The following is a 20402-nucleotide window of genomic DNA, read 5'->3' as shown; positions in this document are numbered from 1 at the left end:
TGTCGATGAAAACCCCTGAAGAATCCAGAAGCCGGCCCGTAGCCCCTATCGTTAACAGCGCCGATGACTGGCGAGCCGAAATGCTGCAGCTTGCCCAGAAAAAAACGCCGAGCTTCTTCCATCTGACCGCCCCGCTTCCCTCCTCGGGCCGTACCAATCAGGTGCTCGGCGCCACTGACATGCTGAGCGTCGTCCTCAAGACGTACGCCGAGGGTGGCGAGAACGAACTGCACGCCCATCCCAACGAAGACCACGTGTTTGTGGTGCTGCAAGGAGGTGCGCGGTTCGAAGGACCCGCTGGAGAAGTGCACGAGGCGCGGCGTTACGACTGCGTCTTGCTACCCGCCGGGAGCTTTTACAAATTCCAGGCGTTCGACGATGAAGCGTTGGTCCTGCTTCGAATCGGCGCGGCCGTTTCGCCGGGCGCGGACGTCCTGCAGCGTGTTGGAATGGACGGCCGTCCTTTCGATGGCTATTCGGCAGAGAACAACGAGATTCCACCAACCTTTATGGCAGGGCGGTACTTCGCCTGATTGGTGCAGACCGAAAAAACATAAAGGCTCCATGCGAGCCGAGGAGGAAGACATGAAAATCACTATTGCGTCCGCGCTCTGCGCGCTCTGTGCCGCATTTGCCGCAACTCCCGCTGCGGCCACACAGCAATACCCTGAAAAGGCCGTGAAACTGGTCATTCCGTTCACGCCGGGCGGAAGCAACGACGTCCTGGCCCGCGTCATCGCCCAGGAGCTCAGCGCAAAATGGGAACAGCCCGTCATCGCTGAAAACAAGCCTGGGGCCGCTGGCAACATCGGCGCCGAACTCGTCGCCAGGTCTCAGGCGGACGGATACACGCTGCTCATCGCCGCCAACAACGTGATGTCCGTAAATCCTGTCATGTACCGGCAGAATTTCGATCCGGCAAAGGACTTTTCCCCGATCACCTTGCTTGGGACGGTTCCCGTCGTGTTGGTCGTCAACCCCTCGGTCCCGGCGAAATCGTTGCGGGAACTCGTCTCGTACGCCAAGGCGCACCCAGGCACATTGAATTACGCCTCCTCGGGAGCCGGGTCTCCCCAGCACCTCTCGGCCGAACTATTCAAAAGCGTCGTCGGCATAAGCATGACGCACATCCCCTACAAGGGCGCGGCCCCTGCCACCGCCGATCTTCTGGCGGGCCAGGTCCACGTACTGTTTGCGCCGTTGAACTCGGTTCTGCCCCACATTCAAGCCGGGAAGCTTCGGGCGCTGGCGCTCGGAAGCAAGGATCGTTCAGCCTTGCTCCCAGGCGTTCCCACCATCGCCGAAAGCGGATATCCGAGCTACGAGAGCGACATCTGGGTGGGGCTGGTTGCCCCCGCCGGCACGCCCGCTGGCGTTCTGCAGAAGATCAATCAAGACACCCGCGCGGTCCTGACGAAGCCCAGCGTGAAAAAGTCTCTGACCGAACAAGGCATCGAAGCGAAGACAAGCACACCCGAGGAATTTCGCGAACTTGCGGCACAAGACCTCAAGCGCTGGGGCCAAGTCATCAAGCATGCGGGAATCTCTGCGGAAAGCCGCTAAGCCTCCCCGCGTTTCCGCCAGCGCACCGCCCGTGCCTGCGCACCCGATCAAGATCATCAATGTGAGTTCGATATGAGCAAGGACTACCCTCGTCGCGATGTGCCCGTGCCCTCTCCGTCTGAAAGTGGATGCTGGGGAAGCGACGTCATCGCCGACGCGATTCGAGACGTCGGCATCCGTTATCTCTTCGTCAACCCGGGCGCCAGCTTTCGTGGGCTGCACGATAGTCTGGTGAACCACCTGGGCAACCAGCAGCCGCAAATGCTGCTGGTGTTGCATGAAGAGCACGGCGTCGCCATGGCGCACGGCTATGCCAAAGTGACGGGAGATCTGTGCGGCGCCATTGTCCACAGCAACGTTGGCCTGATGCACGCATCGATGGCCATCTTCAATGCCTGGGCGGACCGCACCCCGGTCCTGGTACTGGGAGCGACCGGCCCCGTAGACGCGGCGAAACGCCGTCCCTGGATCGACTGGATACACACTGCGCAGGACCAGGGCGCATTGGTTCGTCATTTCGTCAAATGGGATGCGCAGCCGGCATCGCCCAAAGCCGCACAGGAGGCGATCGCCAGGGCGGTGCTGATGTCGAACACGGCGCCGCAAGGTCCCACCTACGTCTGCTTCGACGCCGCGCTACAGGAAGCGCCGGTCAATGACCGGCCGCCTCGGCTGGACCGGACCCGCTACCCCCAGCCCGCGGGCGGGCGGCCGCTGGCGCGGGACGTGCGCCAAGTACTGGAATGGGTCCGGGCCGCGCGGCGACCCGTGGTCCTCATGGGGCGAGTCTCTCGAAACACCGCCGACTGGGAGCAGCGCGTGCGGCTCGTGGAAAGCTGGGGAGCCTTGGTCTTGACCGATCTGAAACTTGGCGCCGCCTTTCCCACCTCGCACGGCGCACATGGCGCCGCCCCAGGGTTCTTCCTCTCTCCCCAGGCCGCGGGGACACTTAGGCAAGCCGACCTGATCGTCAGTCTGGACTGGCTCGACCTGGCCGGGACACTGGGCCAGGCCTTTGGCGACGCCGCATGCCATGCTCGCGTCGTCCACGTGTCTTTGGATCAGTACGTCCACAACGGCTGGTCCATGGATCACCAGGCGCTGCCCCAGACAGATCTCACCCTCTTGTGCGACCCTGACGCCTTCGTGGCGTCGGTCGTCGAACATCCTGATTTTTCCCAAGTGGACAAACGACCCTCCCCCAGCGAGCGCCCATATCCGCGCAGCCAGATTGCAAAGTCGGACACGATTTCCATCGCTCAGCTTGCCGCCGATGTCGAGGCGGCCGCCGCAGGGCTGGACATGAGCCTGATCCGCCTGCCGCTAGGATGGTCCGGCGACCTTTGCGACTTCGACCACCCGCTCGACTATCTCGGCTACGACGGCGGCGGCGGGATCGGGTCAGGGCCAGGCATGGCGGTAGGCGCGGCGCTGGGGCTCAAGGACTCCGGCCGGCTTCCCGTCGCGATCATCGGCGACGGAGACTACCTCATGGGCGTATCCGCGCTCTGGACCGCCGCCAACGCCAGAATTCCATTACTGATAATCGTCGCCAACAATCGATCCTTCTTCAACGACGAATTGCACCAGGAACGCGTCGCGCGGGATCGCAGCCGGCCTATCGAGAACCGGTGGATCGGGCAACGCATCGATGATCCCGCGCCTGATCTGGCAGGGCTGGCCCGCGCACAAGGCCTTACCGGCTTTGGCCCTGTCTCCGAGCCGGCGGAATTGGTGGGCGTCTTGCGAAACGCCGTGGAACTCGTGCGCGCCGGGGGTAGCGTCGTCGTCGATGTCCACGTGACGCCGGGATACAGCCCGGCAATGTCATCGGGCATGACACGGTCGCACGACGATTAGCCGCTGATATCCTGGCAGGCCGCGGCCATCCTGCATCGGCACGGCGGCGTCACAGATAGGGACCGCCAGCGCGCCGACATCGCAGGGTGGATTGCTCAAGCCCCCTTGGAAACCAGCAGCACCGCCACCGAAGCCAGGAAGCCCAGCAATACGCGACGAAAAGCCTCTTCGCTGAGGAACGCGCGCATTCGCCGGCCTATCATCATTCCCAGCGCCATCGGCGCCAGCGCCAGCAACGACATCGACGTCTCGACCAAACCAAGGCGACCGTAGTAGGCAAGCGCAAGGTAAAGCGGAATCATCCCGAACAGGTAGATGATGCTGATGCTGCCCACGAATTCGTCTCGCCCAAGCTTGAGAGCGAGCAGGTACGTGATGATGAAAGGGCCTGTCATGGACGACAATCCGCCCATCATGCCCGCCAGCACGCCCACCCCGATTCCAAGCGGAAGCTCCTGTTCAGACGGTATCGAACCCTGCGGCTTGTACATCATCAGTACCACCGCACAGATGACCGACGCGGCCACGAGCACACTCAAGAGCTCGGTGGGAAGCGCGAGCGACAACCGGACGGATACCACCGTGCTCACCAGCAGGCTCAGCGACAGCCATTTGAAACGCATGGCATACCTTGCTGGCTTGTCGGCCTGCCACGCCTGCCAAAGATTGGAGATGAGCACGGGAACCACCAGCAGGCTGATCGCGGTGGGCGGCGGCAGCACTAGCGACAATAGCGGCACCGCGACGAGCGGCAGCCCTACTCCCAGGGCTCCCTTGACGACTCCTGCCCCAAAAAAAGCAAGTCCGGCGAATCCCAGAAGCGCAAGCGCTGGAATCCCTGTGAAAGTCCACGGCACCTGGGACAGCAAGTCCATTGTTGTCTCGTCCATTGTTTGCGCCAACACCAGGAACGCCACCCGGCGCTCGGTTGGCCATGAACGAGAATATTAGAGATCTAACTTTATTGCAACAGCGATGCACGCCGCGGCAGGCGGGCTGGACGAGACCGATCCAGCCCCAACACCTTGCCCGGGCGCGTGGATCGATTAGCGGCGGCTCACTCGGCCGACGATATCCGGCGAGACAGCTCCCGGGTCGAGGGTACCTTGCGCTCGGCGTTCTCGAGGGCGGCTTCGTCTTCCGCCAGGTTGGTGATGATTGCGAGCAGCACTTTGCGCGTGGTCTTGATTTCGACCTCGGTCAGGCCGCGTGTGCCGATCGCGTTGATTTCTTCCGCAAGCGGTACCAGCTTCTTTTTCAGCGCGCGGCCGTTTCGCGTCAGGAAGATATGGATGTTCTTGTTGTTCCCGGGCAGATGCTTGCGCTCGACATAACCGAGCGACTCCATCGCCTTCATCGCGGAAAACGTGGTTGGTTCCATGACGGCAGCCTGCTCGCTCAATTCCCGCTGAGTCAGGCCGTCCTGCTCCCAGAGGATACGCAGGAAAGTCCAGTGGCCGAACGACACGTTGTAGTCGGACAGGCGCACCTGCAGGCCCCGGACAAAAGCGCGCGTGGCATCCTTGATCAGGTGCGCCAGCCTATCGTCTGGAACAGCCTCGCGCCAGTGGTCAAGGACTGTCCTGGTTTCTTTTGAAGTCATCGGCTATATGAAGTTTCGTGTACTTAGATGTCTAAAAATGATACTCGAAACATTCTTCAGCCGGTTGTCATAGATCAAACGTGGCGCATAACCCCGGATAAGATGACATCCCGCGACGCCCGGGAAGACTCGATCATCGCAAGGCAGATCTCCAGTGTGCGCCGGGCCCATTGCCCTCCATGCAGGCATGGCTGCCCGGCATGGACAGCGGCATAGAGTTCATCGATGACCTCGGCTCTGGGAACCGGGGGAGGCTCGATGTCGATGAGGTATTTCTTGTCGTCTTCGTAGACGTAGATCCCATCCGGAAGCGGCCGGAAATCCGCTTTTTCACACGACACGACGAAGGGTCCGAAGTGTTGATGGCGCGCCGCGCCGGGCGCCTGCCGGTCGGGCGGCGTATAGGCGCTCCCGCCATAGGTGCCCGCATTTTTGAGCGCGGACTCCTCCGCGGGGCCAGCGATTGACTTTAACCGCCGCCGGGCCGCGCCATAGTCTTCCGACGACTTGGGCAGCCCCATCTCGCCCGTCCATCCCATCCATTCATCGGAGTCGAAATGGCCATACCCGTTGTAATTCAATGCCGCGTATGCGCCGCCGTGAAACCACATCAACGCGCTATAGGCCCCTTCCGTTGGGCGGCTTTCGTCCCAGTTACCCAGCGCGCTGCGCACGCGCTCCGGCTCCTGGCACGCCAACAGCCGTACGATGTCGACCTGGTGCGCAGCCTGGCTGAACACTGCCCCGCCCCCCTGTTCCGTCCGTAGTTCCTCCGGCCTGCGCGGCCGGCAGATATAGTCCGTGAAGTTCAGGGCGTGGATCATGCGGACGGCGCCGAATCTCCCTGATTGCACCAGTTCGCGGGTTCTCAGATAGGGCGTGTCAAAGCTGTGGCAGTGGCCGATGAGCAGATGGACGCCGGCCTGCGTGCAGGCGTCGATCATGGCATCGCATTCGGCCAGGCTTAACGCCATGGGCTTTTCCACCAGGACATGCTTTCCATGATCGGCGGCAATCTGCGTATGCCGCGCATGAAACTGATGCGGGCTGGCGACGTAGATGACTTCCACCTCAGGGTCAGCGGCCAACGCTTCCACTGCCTCGTAGGCTGGCCGGGAGAAGTCTCGGCTGAACTGATCCCTGGCTCCCGCGCGCGGGTCGCACCCGGCCACGAGTTCGACTCGGGGGTCCGCAAGAAACGTGGGAAGCATCAACGAAAACGCCCGCCCCAGGCCGACCACGCCGATACGCAATTTTCCGTTTTTCATGATTGGGGGCTCGGCTACAGGTCGAGGACCAGCTTTTCGCACGTGGCTCGGGAAACGCAGACCATGATCTGGGACGCTTGCTCTTCCGGAAGCAACACCATGTCGCGATGGTCTGCCGTTCCTTCGAGCATCCGCGTCCGACAGGACCCGCACGTCCCGCTTTCGCACGAATAGCCGACGCGCACGTCCGCAGCCTGCAATACCGACAGTATCGACTTTCCCACGGGCACTTCAAGGGTCTGGTTCGATTTGGCGAGCTCCACCAAGAACGGCTTGTCTTCCGGCCGCTTTCCTCCGCCCTCCAGGAAACTCTCAAAGTGGATGCGCTTGGGCGACCAATGACCCGACATATCGCGGACGGCTTCCATCAGCCCCCTCGGGCCGCAGCAATAGACGTGCCCTCGGTTCGGCTTTTCAAGAATGGGCCACAGGTCGAAGCAGGCGTCCGGATTGCCGAGGTCGTGGTGTATCTTGACATTCGACCGGTACAGGTCCGATCCCAACTCTTCGAGGAACGCCGTTGTCTCGGCGGCCTGGCTCAAGTAGTACAGCTTCCAAGGCGCGGGAGGAAGCTCGCCGAACGATCGGATCATTGACAAGATGGGCGTGATGCCAATGCCCCCGGCAATGAACGTCAGCGATCCAGGATTGTCGACCAAGGGAAAGGCGTTATCGGGCGGCGCGACCAAAACCGTGTCGCCCTCTTTGGCCTCGTCGACCATGCTGACCGACCCTCCTCTGCCCTGCGCCTCTCGCTTCACAGTAATGACATAGCGCTGACGTTCGGAGGGATCATTGCACAGCGAATATTTCCGCCACTCTCCGTTGGGGACCTGGATCTTTATGTGCGAACCCGCCGAAAACTCGGGAAGGTCGGTTCCATCTTCGCGTCCCAGTTCGAATGAACGTATGCCTTGTGCGGCCTGGTGCGTAGCAAGAATTTTCAGCGACATCAATGCCGCGTTGTCCGTCGTGGGATCTGTCATGACTGCCTCCTCGAGCGGGGAAGCATTGCCTCCCGCCCTCCTTCATATCTTGTAGGATTCGTACGTGCTGGGATGAAACAGTTCCTCGACCCGAACTTGACGGTCCGAGAGCCCCTGCGCATGATGATGCCGAGTAAAGGCTTCCAGCGTGGGCAAGCTCTTTTCAACGCCATAGGCCCAGTAATCCGCGCCCAGCGTATCTCTTGCGGCCTTCAGTTGCTCCTCCACGAACGGCAAGGTCACCTTAGTGGCCGAGGTGTCGGACAGCTTTTCCAGCGCAGCAAGCTTGGACTGGTCGAAGGCCTTCAAGAGCGTGCCGGGTAGCCAGGGGTGCTGTTCCACCAGCGTTTTTCTCACGCCGACGACGTGCATGATCGGAAAGACTCCGGTCCGCCGGTAGTAGCCCTTTGCGGTCTCGGTCGGGTCGTCGAACAACCAACCGATATTGGGATTGACACGGGCATTCCCCGACGGGGCGCGCGGTGCCATGAAACCATCGATGTCTCCGCGATCCAGCATGTCTGAGATGGTCGTGTCGGCAGGCGCATCTATCATCTTCACGCTGTCGGGCAGCTTCAATTTGATCTTTTCCGGCCGGCCGGGCTGATCGATGCCGCCTCGTACCCAGATCACGTCCGACGGCTTCACCCCATAGTCCTCTTCCAGGATGGCGCGGGCCCACACATTCGCGGTCAACTGATACTCCGGAATCCCGATGCGCTTTCCCTTGAGATCCTCAGGACGGCGAATCCTGTCCTTGCGGACATAGATAGAGGTGTGCCTGAATGCGCGGGACAGGAACACCGGGATGGCGATGTACGGGCATTGCCCGGCCGCATGCTTGACCAGGTAGCTGGAAAACGACAGCTCACTGACATCGAAATCCTGAAAGCGGAAAGCGCGGAAGAACATTTCTTCCGGGCTCAACAGCGCATACACCGGATTGACGCCATCGATCTGCACGGCCCCGTCATACAAGGCGCGATTGCGATCGTAGTCGCCCATTGCAATAGACAATTGAAGTTTAGACATGCACTGTTGCCCCTAGGCGGTGGTTTCGTAGTTGCTTTCGAGCTGCGGTCCAGAACCGGCGCCATACACAGGCTTCGCTTCGAAATCCCGCCAGTCGACAGTCTTGGGGACAATGGCCTGGAACGAACATACGCTGGGTAGGATCTGCTTGTCGCCCGTGCCGATAGCGGGCTGCCCCCGGGAGAATTCCTGGACCGCTTCGAGCATCTGGCGCCGGAACTCGACGATGGCCAGGTCACTGGCCCCGAGGCGATCGTTGGAACGGTCGGCGATCGGGCCCATCGTTACCCACATTGCGATGTCCTGGTTCGGAAAGCCCTTGATGCCCGTGAAGTTACCTGCCTTCATCGCTTGGCGATCCTGCCAGAATCGGTTGTCCACGTTACGCAGCGGGCGGTACTGATCGTCGAGATCCGAGCCGATGCTGGTACCCAGGAATTTGCGCCAGGTTTCGGTATCCGGCGTCGTGGCGCGGTCACCCCACGCAATGAAGTAGAAGACCGAATTGGTGTCATCCATCGGCACGTTGACGTTCGCCACGTTGTACAGATTGTTTGGCGGAATCAACACGGTTCCGGGTGCGACGAAAACCGTGGACCGGACATAGTCGGTCTGCGCGGCATTCGTAATGGGGCGTCGGATGGCCGCGTAGCGGAAGCCATATTCCGTACGATGGACCTGCATGCGCGGGGCCTTGTCCGTCGACGGCCGCAACCAATTCTTTTCGGTTGCCTCCGCCCCCCCCACGCGTGCCGGCACGAAGTCCGAAGAATGCAGACTGGAACTATGGGCCGAGTCAATGGCGCCTTCCAGAATCTGCGCCCAGTTGCACGGAATCAGGACCTTCGCGATGCTGACTTTCGCGGACTTCTCCGGCGCCCAGGGCGGAGGCACGAACGCTGGGATGCGGGCTTGGTCTCCCATGAACGCCCAGATCAGCCCCGCCCATTCCTGGACTTTGTACGCCTTGTGCTTCACCTTCTCGGCCATGGTGCTGGCTGCCGGCTCCGAGACCATCTCTATGACGGTTCCCTCGACATCCATTTTCCAGCCGTGATAGAGGCAACGCAGCCCACAGTCTTCGTTTCTGCCGTAGACGAGCGACACCCGCCGATGCGGACAGTACTCGTCCATCACGCCAACCCGCCCCTCGGTATCGCGAAACACGACCAAGTCTTCGCCCAGGATCCGCGCATGGACGGGATCTCCGTCGGGTTCGCTCACCTCTTCGCTCAGGCAAATCGGTATCCAGAAATTGCGCATCAACTGCCCCATCGGCGCGTCCCCTTCAACGCGGCAGAGCAGTTCGTTCTCTTCATTCGTCAACATACACCCTCCTCATCCTCGGATCTCTCAGCACGCGCAGGCGGCGTCTGGCAAAACAATTATATTAGAGATCTAAGTATTTATTCAATGCTGGATTTCCGGCTGGATACGGTGACGGTTCAATTGGCCTTGATCCCGGCATCCTTGATCGCGCTTTCGTAGCGCTTGCCTTCTGCCTCGATCGCGCCGCGATACGCTTCCGGCGTACCGCCCACGGATTCGATGCCCAGGGTGCTGAATTGCTTCACCACGGCGGGGTCCTTGACTGCTTTCGCGATTTCCTCGCTCATGCGCTTGACGGCATAGGGGGGAATTCCGGACGCGCCCAAAGCGCCCACGGTGACGGCAAAGTCGAAACCGGGAACGATCTCAGCGATGGCGGGAATGTTCGGAGCAAGCGCGGAACGCTGGCCGCTATTGGTCGCCAGGATCTTGGCCTGTCCCTTTTCCGCGAAACCGGAGAGGGACGGCAGCGCCGCGAACACGACATCGACCTGCCCCCCGATCATTGCGGGAACGGACTGCCCCGAGCCGCGGAACGGCACATGGGTGATCTTGGAGTGGAGCGCGACGTTCAACGCTTCCATCGTGAGGTGGTGCGAGCTTCCCACGCCGGAAGAGCCATAGTTCATCTTCGCGCCATCACGCTTCGCGCGCTCGACGAACTCCTGGAGCGTATTGATGTTGCTCTGGCTGTTGGACGCGAGAAACAACGGAGAAGTGGCGATCAGCGAGACAGGAACGAAATCCCGCTTAGGGTCATAGGAAAGGTCTTTATACAGCGCCGGATTGATGGACATCATCGATCCGTCGGTCACGAGATACGTATAGCCATCGCGCGGGCTGCTGGTGAGCGTCTGCGCGGCGATCACGCCATTCGCGCCCGGTTTGTTTTCCACCACGACAGACTGTCCGAGGTTCTGGCTGATGCGCTGAGCGACAACGCGCGCAACCGTGTCTGGAAGTCCGCCCGCGGCGTACGGAACGATGAAGCGGATCGGATGAGAGGGAAACTTCGCCGCATCTTCGGCCAGGGCATTCGCCGACAACGTCAGCGCGGACAGCATGGCGGCGAGCGCAAACCCTCGGCGCACGACATGACAGGACGGAATGCGCTTTGCGTATCTATTGAACATAATTGTCTCCATTGGATCCGCGCCTTCTCGTGAGGGCGAATGTCGACGTTTCTTGCCGTCTGACACCCACCGGGCGCGTTCCAAAATAATATTAGAGATCTAAGTATTTTTCAATCAGTTGCTGCCTTTTTTTCCGTTCGCGTATTCCCTGAAAGCACGCTGCCGCGCCGCTTTCTGGCGGACAAGCGCCAACATCCCCGCGATCCGTCGCAGGGATGCCGAGGCGCTCCTCGCAAGCCGGCACTACCCGGAGGCAAACAGGCGGTCGAAGAGATGAAACGCCGAATTTGCCGCAGGCACTCCGCAGTAGATGGCCGTCTGCAACAGCACTTCTTTTATCTCTTCGGGGGATACGCCATTGTTCTTTGCTGCATTGAGGTGCAGCGCCAGTTCCTCCTGGCGGTTCAGGGCAACCATCAGGCCTATGGTGATGAGACTGCGTGTATGCCTGGGCAGGCCATCGCGCGTCCAGATCTCTCCCCACGCATAGCGCGTGATGAGATCCTGGAAGTCCGTATTCAGCGCGGTGCGGTTGCTCAAGGAGCGCTGCACGTGCGCGTCGCCGAGCACCTCACGCCGGACTTCCAACCCCGCCTCATAGCGGTCATGCTCGTCCATGATCTTCCTCCCTCTCATTTAGTACTTCTCCGCACGCCCCCAGACCGCTCGACCGCCCGTGGTATTTGGCGAGGACGGCATCCACATAGCCTGTCGACTGGCCGCAGTAGTTGAGCGGGCTCAACAGCTCGGCGAGCTTCGCAGGGGACAGATAGTCCGTTACCGCGGCGTCTCGCGAGAGAACCTCCAGCAAGGGACGATTTGACGAGACCGCCAGGCGCGACGCCCTCTCGACCAACTCGTGCGCAGGAAGGCGTCCAATGTGCGTGCCCAGCGCCAGCATGACGGCTTCCGCCTGGATCAGACCCCGCGTAACGTTCAGGTTTTGCAGCATCCGGTCTGCGTGCACCTCCAACCCCGACATAATGTCGGCAGTCGTTGCCACGGCGCCGCCCGTGATCACCGCAAGCTCCGGCAAGACGTCCCACTCTGCTTGCCAACCGCCAAGCGCCCTTTCATGCTCCTGGACCATGCCGCTGAAGAGAGCCGCCACCAAGTGAGGCGCCTTCACCCCTGCGCTGAGCACAGCGGCGCAACCGACCGGATTGCGTTTGTGCGGCATGGTCGAGGAGCCTCCCTTGCCCTTTGCACTCGCTTCCGCGACTTCACCGATTTCGGTCTGGGCCAGCAAGCTCATGTCGCGCGCCATCTTCGCGCATGCTCCCGTCAACATGCCCATCCATGCCGCCACGGATACGAGTCTGTCCCGTTGCGTATGCCAAGGGATGTCGGGCAGGTTCAGTCCAAGATGACGCGCGAGGGACCGGGAGACAGCCGATGCCTGATCACCCAGGCTGGCCAAAGTGCCAGCGGCTCCCCCGAACTGCAGCACCGCCACGTTCTCTTGATGCCGCGCGAGGTCATCCTGCAGACGGCCCACGGCATCGAGATACTGCGCGAGTTTCAGTCCGAACGTCATCGGCAGGGCCTGCTGCAACCAAGTCCTGCCGACCGTCGGCGTGGTACGGTGCTCGCTGGCCCGCGCGGCCAGGCTGGACGCAAGGGGGTTGATCTGCCGCTCAAGAATCACCAAAGAGGAACGCAGTTGCAGCACCAGGCCGGTGTCGATGATGTCCTGGCTCGTCGCGCCCCAGTGCACAAATCCCGCCGCCCGGATGTCCGCGCGCTTCACTTTTGCCGTGAGCTGCCGAACAAGTGGAATGGCCAGGTTTCCGCCGGCCGACGCCTCGTTCTTGAGGGCATCGATATCGAACAGATCGGCACGGCATGCGGCAACGATGGGCGCCACCGCGTCTTGAGGAATGACGCCATGCTCTGCGCAGCTACGGGCCAGCGCCGCTTCGACATCGAGCATGGCCTGAAGGGTCCCGGTTTCAGACCAGACATGGTTCATGGCGGGATGACCGCGCAGCAGATCTGTCAGCGTGCCCATCGCCGCGCCCTCAGCAGTCAAAGAATACCGTTTCGTCCGGACCTTGGAGGTGGATGTCGAAGCGATACTGCTTCACCCCCGAGCCGGCAACCTGCTTGGCGATGAGCGTTCGGCGGCGGGCTGCGGGAACACTGTTCAGAACAGGGTCGCTCTCATTGGCCGCCGGCTCATCCTCGAAGTAGAGCCGGGTGAAGGCGTGCATCAACATGCCGCGCATGTGAAGGATCACATCAATGTAGGGAGCCGAACCGGTGGCAACCGGTCCTGGCTTGATCGTACGAATCACGAACCTGTTGCTCTCCTCGGTGCCTGTTCCGACACGGCAGAAGCCTTTGAATCCGCGAGCTATCGCGTCATCGTGGCTGGCAACGTATTGCCCCGAGGCGTCGGCCTGCAGGGACTCGACGATGGCGTCGTCCACGGCGGCTCCGCTGCCGTCGTAGACCGTGCCCGTGATGATGATGTGCTCGCCCGCCACGCCGGGTTCCGCCGCATTGGCGGTGAACAGGCTTTTCAAATCAAAGTTGTATTGCTCCGGACAGAGGCCATATGCGAAGAACGGGCCTACCGTTTGGGAGGGAGTCTGCTTCAGTTGGCTCATGATTACTCCGTGGGGGTCTGGCGCGCGCCGCGCAGCACGATGTCGAATTCGTAGCCGAGAGCCACCCCTTCCTGGGTTGCGGCAAGAGAGAACTGCGCCACGAGGCGGTCGCGGGCATATTCGGGCACGCCCTGGAAGATGGGATCCAACGCGAGCAACGGGTCGCCCGGAAAGTACATCTGGGTCACCAACCGCGACCCGAAGTACTGGCCAAAGAGCGAAAAATGAATGTGATTCGGACGCCACGCATTGCTATGGTTGCCCCACGGGTATGCGCCCGGCTTGATCGTGACGAAGCGATAGCGCCCCTGATCATCCGTAATACAGCGCCCCGCCCCAAGAAAATTGGGGTCGAGCGGCGCGTCATGCTGATCACCCTTGTGAACATACCGGCCCGCCGCATTGGCCTGCCAGATTTCCACCAGCGTGTGACGCACAGGTCTACCTGACTCATCCAACACCCGGCCCGTCACGATGATGCGCTCGCCGAGGGGGGCTCCGTTCTTGATCGCGTTTAGGGTCAGGTCGTGATCCAAATTTCCCAGTTGCTCACTGCCATACACGGGCGCCAACCGATTGCCCAGCGCGCCCTTCAGAGGCACCAAGGGCAGCGACGGACTGCGCAACACAGAGGACTTGTACGGCGGATGCCTGTAGGGCGGATTCGCCTGCCAATCGCGAGGCGTAAGAAGGATAGCGTCTTCGTGGCTCAAGGTAGACCCCGATCGTAGGTGGAATAGCACAACTTTAACCACGACCGAAAGTTATATATAGTGATCTTTTCTACCTACAATATCCAAAAAAAGTTATGGATTTCAACATACACGGGAATCGCATCAAACTACGGCATCTTCAATGCTTCATCGCGGTCGCCCAACTTCGCAGTCTGCAAAAAGCGAGTGAAGCGCTTGCCATCACTCAGCCGGCGGTTTCCAAGACCCTGGCGGAGTTGGAGTCAGCGACTGGCGCTCGCCTGTTCGAGCGCGGACGAAAAGGGGCGGAACTCACCGACCACGGCCGGATGTTCGCGCCCTACGCAAACGCAGCCCTGTCGGCGCTACAGGAAGGCGTGCAAAAACTCCGGGGCGGAAATCAAGCGCCCCCGTCCATTGTGCGGGTCGGAATCCTTCCCACCCTCGCCCAGGTGTTGTTCCCACCGGCATTGGCGGAATTCCGGCGGGCATTCGCGACCGTAAGCGTCGACGTCCACACGGGCCCCAACCTGGAACTGCTGCGCAGCCTCAAGGCGGCCGAGGTCGATTTCGTCGTTGGCCGACTGGGCGAGCCATCATCCATGACGGGAATGAGCTTCGAGCACCTCTTTCGCGAGCCGCTCACGATCGTCGTCCGCGCGGGACATCCCATCCTCCGGGGCCCCATCACAGCGAGCACGCTTGCTTCCTATGACCTCCTTTTGCCGTCTGCGGGCACACTCATCCGCCAGTCGGCGGATAGCGTCTTGGCCGCATTCGGCGTGCCCGAACGCGCGGCAATGATCTGCAGCCTGTCGGTCTCGCTGAATCTTCAACTCACGCTGCAGAATGAAGCAATCTGGTTCGTTCCGGCCAGCCTGGTCGACAGCTATGTCGCCAGCGGTGAACTGATGCGGGTTCCCATGCCGGTTGGCGGAACCGATGAGCCGATAGGCCTGTTGCGGCGCACCGACGTGGCGCTCCCCCCCCATGGAGCGGCTCTATTCGAGGCGTTCAAGGCCGCGGGCCTGAACCAAAACCGCCAGCGCAGTGCCTGAACGCGGCCCGCCAAGACGATTTCAAAGTTTGCGGAGTACGCTAGCCGCGAGCGTCAGTCGCGTTTGGAGTCGAATAATGCGGCCTTGCTGGCCGGAAAAACCCGGCCGCCAGGCGTATCCCGTCTACTGGGCGAGGTGTCCTTCGGCATCCTACGGACCCGCTTCACACACCCGGACGGCACACCCATCGGCATTGCAGGTTTGTGGGACCGGTACCGCGATCCCGCCGGGCAATGGCAGGAAAGCTACACCATGCTGACCATCAAAGCGGACAAGGACCCGCTTTTCCGTGAATACCACCAGCCCGGCAAGGAAAAGCGCATGGTTGTCACCCTGCCTGAGGGCGCTTAACGCGAATGGTTGACCGCGCCTGTCGACGAAAGCGGGGATTTCCTGGCGCCCATTCCAAGCGACAAGCTGGTGGCTACACCCGTGCTCTAAGTCGGCCGCATCGTATCAATAGCAGCAGCCACCGGCTGCATGCGAGGCTGAGCGGCGCGTCATCCAGAACTTGACACTCGAAATCGGTCTTCCGGACGTCATATCCGGCTGTAAGCCAGGGTCGGAAGCCGCCGGCGATGGGGTCCGTTCTCGGCCAATCGCTGCCATCAGGCGTCGGCGAGCTGTTTCAGGACGGCCGCCACAATGGCTTCCGGTCTATCTTCCTGCACGAGATGGCCCGCATTTCTGATTGGAACACAGGGTCTGTCCGAAATCAGAGAAGCCAAAGTTTCACCGGTCTCGTACGGAATCCAGTTGTCGTTCTCCCCCCACAAGACCTTCACCGGGCAGTCCATAGCGCGATATTTATCTTGAAGCACATCCGTGTACTTCTGATCCATCTGCGCAATTTGCCGATAAAAGGCGGGCTGGCCGATCGGGCCCAACCAGGGCCTGCTATAGACATCAAGCGCTTCATCAGAGAGAGGGTTATGCGCTGCCGTCTGCAAATAGGCGTTCAGGATCGCGCGATGCATGTAGTCGGGCATCCCCGAAAAAGCGTTCTCATGCCTGCGGACGTGTTGGATCAAGGGCGATCCCCAAGGAGCCAGTGCAACGGCGTCAAATATCGTCAGCGAGGCGTAGCGCAGCCCGTCCAGGTAATACGCACGCAACGCGGTAGCACCGCCAAAATCGTGCGCCAACACATCAGGACGCTCAAGGCCCCATTCATTGAACAATGCTGAAAGCACCTTGTTCTGCACGCCGAGTGAGACATCCTGGTCTACTCGCATTTCGGATTGCCCATAGCCCACCAGGTCGAAGAAGTAGACGGTTCGGCGATCGACAAGCTGCGGCACGATCCTGCGCCATACCTGTGACGAAAATGGCGTTCCATGGATGGCGACAAGAGGTGGCCCCTTGCCACATTTCCCCCATCTGACAGCGCTGCCTTCGATCATCGACGTATTGGATAGATCCAGCATAGGCACCTCTCATATAGTCAGTTAGCTAATTGACGATATACTAGAGAGATGAACCGCTCAATGCAAGTTAAGGCAATGGCCAGCGAAGTCCGTATGTCGGTGTTGCGCCATTTAGCCGACGCGAAGAAACACTTCGGACATCAGTGGTCAGCAGACCCCGAGGAATTCGGGGTCTGCATGACATTGATCGCCGAAGCGATGGGCATATCGCAGCCGACTGTAAGCAGGCATCTAGATATCCTGAAGCAGGCGGGATTCATCATCGTTCGCAAGCATCAGAAATGGTCATACTGCAAAAGGAATGAAGCAGTGATCCAAGACTACCTGGCATGGTTGCAACAAGAATTGTCGACTCCAACATAGGTCCACTTCGCGCCGGAGACAGGCAACTGCAAGAGCCTCTCTGTGGCGCGTTGCGCGCTTTCAATGTCGTGCCCTAATCCCGCCGACAAGCAAGCTTTGGGCGCCTCCGGACGAACTCGAATGCGAAGAGTTCGTAGTGCGCCTCGTTACCGATGCGGCAATCACGTCGTTTGACGCCTGAGGAACCGTGCCATCGCGCGTCTTGAAAGACTGCTGTCGCGCAAGGCGACGGTCGACGCTGGGTCGAAAGCTCGCTTCCGACCTGCAAGGATCATGCAAAGAAAAGGCCGCTCGTGAAAGAGGGAAATAAAGTCGGTCGCAGACGCGCCTTGCAACCCCTTGATTTTGAAAGACCTCGAAAATTGGAAAACTTGGATCAAAGTCGGTCGCAGGAGGTTCGGGTTCGATAAATAAGGTCGCTAAGCTACGAAAAGGGCTGCCTTCCTCGTGGCTCACACAGCCTTAGTGCCAAGCGAAACAGCCGTGCACTCTTGGAGCGGGGTGACACGAGAAGCGGGCGGGGCGCCCCACACCGCCGTTGCAAGACAGCTATCGGCTAAAGCCAGTCGAGCGCCCTGCTGGCAAAATTCGGCCAGGAGCGGTCATCGGTAGACGGCCGCTCCTGACATCCGATGCGGTCGAACCCCGGTTTCGTGAGCCCATGGTTAGCCTGCGCAGTCGACGTGGCTCAGTCCTCACCTGCCTCACGCCGCCCTTCGCGCAGTTTCTTCCATAACGTTGTTCGCGAAATCCCGAGCAGTCTGGCGGCATTTCCCATGTGACCACCCGATTCAGAGATGGCCCGCTGAATGACGCGGTGTTCGGCGTTTAGGCGGCTGGAGGCCAAGTCCGGCTTGTCGGCCAGCTTGCGTTCGGGAAAGAGGTCGTTAGCATGAATTGGGCCACTGTCCGTCATCACGACTGCGCGAGCAATGCGATTTTTCAGTTCACGCACGTTACCCGGCCAAGCGTGGTGGAGCAAAGCTTGAAGGGCGTCGGGAGATAGCGATTCGCACTCGGGCAAATGCTTATTCAACATGGCACTTGCCAGACTAGGCAACGCGCCAGGTCTATGCCGCAGGGGTGGTACGGCAATTACCGCGACCGCTAGTCGAAAATACAGATCCGCTCGAACCTTGCCTTGCACCACCGCAGCCTTCAGGTCAGCGCAAGTGCTGCTCAGAATTCGGCAGCGCATCTGGCGGACGGAACTGTCGCCCAGGGGACGATACTGGGCGTCCTCCAATACCCCCAATAATGAGGCCTGCGCACGTGAAGGCAGTTCCGCCACCTCATCAAGGTAAAGCGTGCCACCGGCTGCCTGTGAAAAAAGGCCCTCGTGCGACGATCCAGCGCCGCTGAATGCGCCTTTGACATGACCGAACAATAAACTCTCGACAAGATCAGCCATCAGCGATGCGCAGTTGACGGCAATGAACGGACCATTGGAGTACGACGAGCGTGCGTGAATGTAGCGAGCCGCGCGATCTTTACCTGAGCCGGTTTCACCTTCAAGCAACACGGGCAACGAACTGGCCGCAAGCCGCTCAAGCTCCTGCGCCAACGGATAGGTTTCGTCGCTTAGTGCGAAGGGATTCTGCGAAACTTCGTCGAATTGGCCTGCCGGCTGAGTGGCGATGACCGATCGAATTCGCCGCACCAGTGCGTCGGTGTCGTAGGGCTTGGTAAGGTAATCGTTCGCGCCCGCTGATACCAGCCGCACGGCCTGAGCGATGTCGCCAAATGCCGTGGCAAACACCACTGTGGTGCTCGCCAAATGTGGAATCAGCCGCCGATACAGATCTTCTCCGGACCCGTCCGGGAGTCGAATGTCGGCCAGCACGAACGCAGGCCGCATACGCGTCCTGCGAAACAGTTCCACCGCCTGCGAGCAGCTTTGCACCCACTGAGCGGAAATACCTTCGAGCCGCAATCGTTGCAATAATGCACCGCCTTGAAGCTCGTCGTCTTCAATTAGCAAAACCTGCGTGTCGCTCATAGCTTTCCCTCCTTTCGACCACAGGGCAAACGCACAGAGATGCATGTGCCGTCTGACATGCGCGTGACGCGCAGGCGGCCTTGCATCGCTTTAATAAGATCGGCCACTATACTCAATCCCATTCCGTCTCCGTCGGGATGCCCCCCTGCCAACGTGTGTACCGCTGCTGGTGGCAAACCCTGTCCAGCGTCGACCACGTGCAACGCCAGAGCATCATTCCGCGCACGGGAAAAAACGGCGACAAGTCCGCCGGGGGGGGACGCCTGGACAGCATTTAGCACTAGGTTGAGCAACACTTGCCTGACGGCCCCGGCGGGTAACAGCAGTTGCTGGTTCTGCATGCCGTCGCAAAACATTTCGACTCGGACCCCAGCCCTGTCAGCTTGCGCCCCCACCATCAGACGGATATCAGCAATATCTTCTTCCCCGAGAGACGCGGTGCCCGGGCGGAAAGTGCGCAGACTAGCGTCGACAACGGCCTGAAGCGCCTCAACACCGCGTTCGATGAAGGCCAGCGACTCGGCGCGAACGTCGCGACGTTCGCCGAACTGCCTGAGCGTCTGGACGGCGGTACGCAGCCCTCCGAGCGGGTTGCGGACTTCATGAGCAAGCGCCGCAGACATTCGTCCCAACACCGCTTCACGCTCGATCCGCGCGTTGCGTTCTGCAAGCGCCTCGCGTTGCTGAACATTCTCGACCATCCAGTTGTATGCCGATAACAACTCGGTGATCTCGGGGTCGGTGGTATCAACCTGCAAGCTGCGCAAGCGATCTTCGGGCCTGGCGCGCAGCGCTTCGGTTAGTTGAATGATCGGACGCTGAAGCCGCCTGGCCATGCCAAAACAGACCGCCGCGCCTAGCAGGCCGATTGCCAATCCCACCATGCCCAGTTCCCACGCTAGCTCTTCACGTTGGCGAAGGAAATCACCGACATCAAGATTGGCCACCAACATTCCCAGAGCAGGCCGCTCGTCGTCCAACATGCGCCACGTCCAGACACCGTCCGCGGCTCGGGTGATGAGCGTCCCCGACAAACCTTCGAAAGACGCCAGCGGGATAGGTTCAACCTCGGGATAGCGCGCCACATGCGCCAGCAGACGATGACCATCCGTGACGACGGCGAGCGTTCGATCCACCACACCAAGGTGCGTATCCAGCGCTCGGTTAAGCACTTCGACCATCTGCTCCGCGTCTCCGCCTCGGACTGCTGGCAGGATAGCTGCTGAAAGGCCGTCCAAATACACCTGCCCCAGATTCGCGACCTGCCTGTCGAATTGTCGGGACACGCCGTGAAGCGCCAAAGAAATCAGCGCGGTGGAAATTACGAGGAATAGGAAGGAGACCGCGAGTGGAATCCGGGCGATGAGGGAAAAGCGAAACATGGCAGCGCATTTTGAACCACAGAATGGCGATTATGCCTCGGACGTATTGGCCCGCGTATTTGCAAACAATGGAAAGCAGAACGCACTCTGGCAAA

20 protein-coding genes are annotated in these 20402 nt (G+C 60.5%); 6 read left to right on the top strand and 14 right to left on the bottom strand.

Annotated features, from left to right (window positions below; translation table 11 throughout):
* Positions 1 to 5: 5 nt before the first annotated feature.
* From H0523_RS03385 to H0523_RS03375, 3 genes are all read left to right on the top strand, one after another.
* On the top strand, positions 6 to 533 hold the full coding sequence (locus H0523_RS03385; RefSeq protein ID WP_054435588.1) for a cupin domain-containing protein: 528 nt from the start codon (positions 6 to 8) through the stop codon (positions 531 to 533).
* 52 nt (positions 534 to 585) lie between these two features.
* On the top strand, positions 586 to 1563 hold the full coding sequence (locus H0523_RS03380; protein ID WP_054435599.1) for a tripartite tricarboxylate transporter substrate binding protein: 978 nt from the start codon (positions 586 to 588) through the stop codon (positions 1561 to 1563).
* Positions 1564 to 1635: 72 nt separating this feature from the next.
* Complete coding sequence (locus tag H0523_RS03375) at positions 1636 to 3423, top strand: thiamine pyrophosphate-binding protein (RefSeq protein ID WP_054435586.1); 1788 nt, start codon at positions 1636 to 1638, stop codon at positions 3421 to 3423.
* A gap of 95 nt (positions 3424 to 3518) precedes the next feature.
* Here H0523_RS03375 and H0523_RS03370 read toward each other — a convergent pair whose 3' ends face one another.
* The 11 genes from H0523_RS03370 to pcaH all read right to left on the bottom strand — a co-directional run bounded on the left by H0523_RS03370 (position 3519) and on the right by pcaH (position 14099).
* A complete protein-coding gene (locus H0523_RS03370) occupies positions 3519 to 4298 on the bottom strand; it encodes a sulfite exporter TauE/SafE family protein (RefSeq protein WP_158072276.1) in 780 nt (259 codons plus the stop codon).
* A 182-nt stretch (positions 4299 to 4480) separates the two neighbouring features.
* A complete protein-coding gene (locus tag H0523_RS03365; RefSeq protein ID WP_054435582.1) occupies positions 4481 to 5026 on the bottom strand; it encodes a MarR family winged helix-turn-helix transcriptional regulator in 546 nt (181 codons plus the stop codon).
* 74 nt (positions 5027 to 5100) lie between these two features.
* The gene (locus tag H0523_RS03360; protein WP_054435579.1) at positions 5101 to 6294 is read right to left on the bottom strand and encodes a Gfo/Idh/MocA family protein; all 1194 of its coding nucleotides are present in this window, start codon (positions 6292 to 6294) and stop codon (positions 5101 to 5103) included.
* Positions 6295 to 6308: 14 nt separating this feature from the next.
* The gene (locus H0523_RS03355; RefSeq protein ID WP_054435577.1) at positions 6309 to 7280 is read right to left on the bottom strand and encodes a PDR/VanB family oxidoreductase; all 972 of its coding nucleotides are present in this window, start codon (positions 7278 to 7280) and stop codon (positions 6309 to 6311) included.
* A 42-nt stretch (positions 7281 to 7322) separates the two neighbouring features.
* Positions 7323 to 8312 (bottom strand): ABC transporter substrate-binding protein, encoded by a 990-nt coding sequence (locus tag H0523_RS03350; protein ID WP_054435574.1) that lies wholly within the window; start codon positions 8310 to 8312, stop codon positions 7323 to 7325.
* A gap of 12 nt (positions 8313 to 8324) precedes the next feature.
* Positions 8325 to 9641 (bottom strand): Rieske 2Fe-2S domain-containing protein, encoded by a 1317-nt coding sequence (locus H0523_RS03345; RefSeq protein ID WP_054435573.1) that lies wholly within the window; start codon positions 9639 to 9641, stop codon positions 8325 to 8327.
* Between the two features lie 116 nt (positions 9642 to 9757).
* Positions 9758 to 10774, bottom strand: coding sequence for a Bug family tripartite tricarboxylate transporter substrate binding protein (locus tag H0523_RS03340; RefSeq protein ID WP_081397568.1), 1017 nt, complete (start codon positions 10772 to 10774; stop codon positions 9758 to 9760).
* A gap of 243 nt (positions 10775 to 11017) precedes the next feature.
* Entirely contained in the window at positions 11018 to 11392 is a 375-nt protein-coding gene (gene pcaC / locus H0523_RS03335; protein ID WP_054435571.1) for a 4-carboxymuconolactone decarboxylase, read from the bottom strand.
* The gene (locus tag H0523_RS03330; RefSeq protein ID WP_054435569.1) at positions 11379 to 12785 is read right to left on the bottom strand and encodes a 3-carboxy-cis,cis-muconate cycloisomerase; all 1407 of its coding nucleotides are present in this window, start codon (positions 12783 to 12785) and stop codon (positions 11379 to 11381) included. Before H0523_RS03330 ends, pcaC begins: the two co-directional genes overlap by 14 nt.
* 10 nt (positions 12786 to 12795) lie before the next feature.
* A complete protein-coding gene (pcaG, locus tag H0523_RS03325) occupies positions 12796 to 13386 on the bottom strand; it encodes a protocatechuate 3,4-dioxygenase subunit alpha (protein WP_054435566.1) in 591 nt (196 codons plus the stop codon).
* A 2-nt stretch (positions 13387 to 13388) separates the two neighbouring features.
* Positions 13389 to 14099, bottom strand: coding sequence for a protocatechuate 3,4-dioxygenase subunit beta (gene pcaH, locus H0523_RS03320; RefSeq protein WP_054435563.1), 711 nt, complete (start codon positions 14097 to 14099; stop codon positions 13389 to 13391).
* 95 nt (positions 14100 to 14194) lie between these two features.
* On the opposite strand from pcaH, the gene pcaQ reads away from it, so the two are divergent.
* Entirely contained in the window at positions 14195 to 15136 is a 942-nt protein-coding gene (pcaQ, locus tag H0523_RS03315; RefSeq protein ID WP_054435562.1) for a pca operon transcription factor PcaQ, read from the top strand.
* A gap of 84 nt (positions 15137 to 15220) precedes the next feature.
* The gene (locus tag H0523_RS03310; protein WP_231689859.1) at positions 15221 to 15487 is read left to right on the top strand and encodes an SOS response-associated peptidase family protein; all 267 of its coding nucleotides are present in this window, start codon (positions 15221 to 15223) and stop codon (positions 15485 to 15487) included.
* Between the two features lie 257 nt (positions 15488 to 15744).
* Here the strand turns inward: H0523_RS03310 and H0523_RS03305 are convergent, their stop codons facing one another.
* Complete coding sequence (locus H0523_RS03305) at positions 15745 to 16563, bottom strand: alpha/beta fold hydrolase (RefSeq protein WP_054428391.1); 819 nt, start codon at positions 16561 to 16563, stop codon at positions 15745 to 15747.
* 48 nt (positions 16564 to 16611) lie between these two features.
* Here H0523_RS03305 and H0523_RS03300 point away from each other — a divergent pair, with 48 nt between their 5' ends.
* Positions 16612 to 16926, top strand: a complete 315-nt coding sequence (locus H0523_RS03300; protein ID WP_054428392.1) for an ArsR/SmtB family transcription factor — start codon at positions 16612 to 16614, stop codon at positions 16924 to 16926.
* A gap of 688 nt (positions 16927 to 17614) precedes the next feature.
* Here H0523_RS03300 and H0523_RS03295 read toward each other — a convergent pair.
* Positions 17615 to 18925 (bottom strand): sigma-54-dependent transcriptional regulator, encoded by a 1311-nt coding sequence (locus tag H0523_RS03295; RefSeq protein WP_054448033.1) that lies wholly within the window; start codon positions 18923 to 18925, stop codon positions 17615 to 17617.
* Positions 18922 to 20307 (bottom strand): sensor histidine kinase, encoded by a 1386-nt coding sequence (locus tag H0523_RS03290; RefSeq protein ID WP_054428393.1) that lies wholly within the window; start codon positions 20305 to 20307, stop codon positions 18922 to 18924. The genes H0523_RS03295 and H0523_RS03290 overlap by 4 nt, the downstream gene beginning before the upstream one ends.
* Positions 20308 to 20402: the final 95 nt, after the last annotated feature.

This window comes from Achromobacter insuavis (genome assembly GCF_902859645.1).
In the GTDB taxonomy this organism is placed as follows: Bacteria; Pseudomonadota; Gammaproteobacteria; order Burkholderiales; family Burkholderiaceae_B; genus Achromobacter; species Achromobacter insuavis.
The sequence above is the reverse complement of the archived record's forward strand: the minus strand, read 5'-3'. Positions and strand labels throughout refer to the sequence as shown.

Coding starts and splice junctions, on each gene's coding strand:
- H0523_RS03385 (WP_054435588.1), top strand. CDS start 6: ATGAAAACCCCTGAAGAATCCAGAAGCCGGCCCGTAGCCCCTATCGTT.
- H0523_RS03380 (WP_054435599.1), top strand. CDS start 586: ATGAAAATCACTATTGCGTCCGCGCTCTGCGCGCTCTGTGCCGCATTT.
- H0523_RS03375 (WP_054435586.1), top strand. CDS start 1,636: ATGAGCAAGGACTACCCTCGTCGCGATGTGCCCGTGCCCTCTCCGTCT.
- H0523_RS03370 (WP_158072276.1), bottom strand. CDS start 4,298: ATGGACTTGCTGTCCCAGGTGCCGTGGACTTTCACAGGGATTCCAGCG.
- H0523_RS03365 (WP_054435582.1), bottom strand. CDS start 5,026: ATGACTTCAAAAGAAACCAGGACAGTCCTTGACCACTGGCGCGAGGCT.
- H0523_RS03360 (WP_054435579.1), bottom strand. CDS start 6,294: ATGAAAAACGGAAAATTGCGTATCGGCGTGGTCGGCCTGGGGCGGGCG.
- H0523_RS03355 (WP_054435577.1), bottom strand. CDS start 7,280: ATGACAGATCCCACGACGGACAACGCGGCATTGATGTCGCTGAAAATT.
- H0523_RS03350 (WP_054435574.1), bottom strand. CDS start 8,312: ATGTCTAAACTTCAATTGTCTATTGCAATGGGCGACTACGATCGCAAT.
- H0523_RS03345 (WP_054435573.1), bottom strand. CDS start 9,641: ATGTTGACGAATGAAGAGAACGAACTGCTCTGCCGCGTTGAAGGGGAC.
- H0523_RS03340 (WP_081397568.1), bottom strand. CDS start 10,774: ATGTTCAATAGATACGCAAAGCGCATTCCGTCCTGTCATGTCGTGCGC.
- pcaC (WP_054435571.1), bottom strand. CDS start 11,392: ATGGACGAGCATGACCGCTATGAGGCGGGGTTGGAAGTCCGGCGTGAG.
- H0523_RS03330 (WP_054435569.1), bottom strand. CDS start 12,785: ATGGGCACGCTGACAGATCTGCTGCGCGGTCATCCCGCCATGAACCAT.
- pcaG (WP_054435566.1), bottom strand. CDS start 13,386: ATGAGCCAACTGAAGCAGACTCCCTCCCAAACGGTAGGCCCGTTCTTC.
- pcaQ (WP_054435562.1), top strand. CDS start 14,195: ATGGATTTCAACATACACGGGAATCGCATCAAACTACGGCATCTTCAA.
- H0523_RS03305 (WP_054428391.1), bottom strand. CDS start 16,563: ATGCTGGATCTATCCAATACGTCGATGATCGAAGGCAGCGCTGTCAGA.
- H0523_RS03300 (WP_054428392.1), top strand. CDS start 16,612: ATGAACCGCTCAATGCAAGTTAAGGCAATGGCCAGCGAAGTCCGTATG.
- H0523_RS03295 (WP_054448033.1), bottom strand. CDS start 18,925: ATGAGCGACACGCAGGTTTTGCTAATTGAAGACGACGAGCTTCAAGGC.
- H0523_RS03290 (WP_054428393.1), bottom strand. CDS start 20,307: ATGTTTCGCTTTTCCCTCATCGCCCGGATTCCACTCGCGGTCTCCTTC.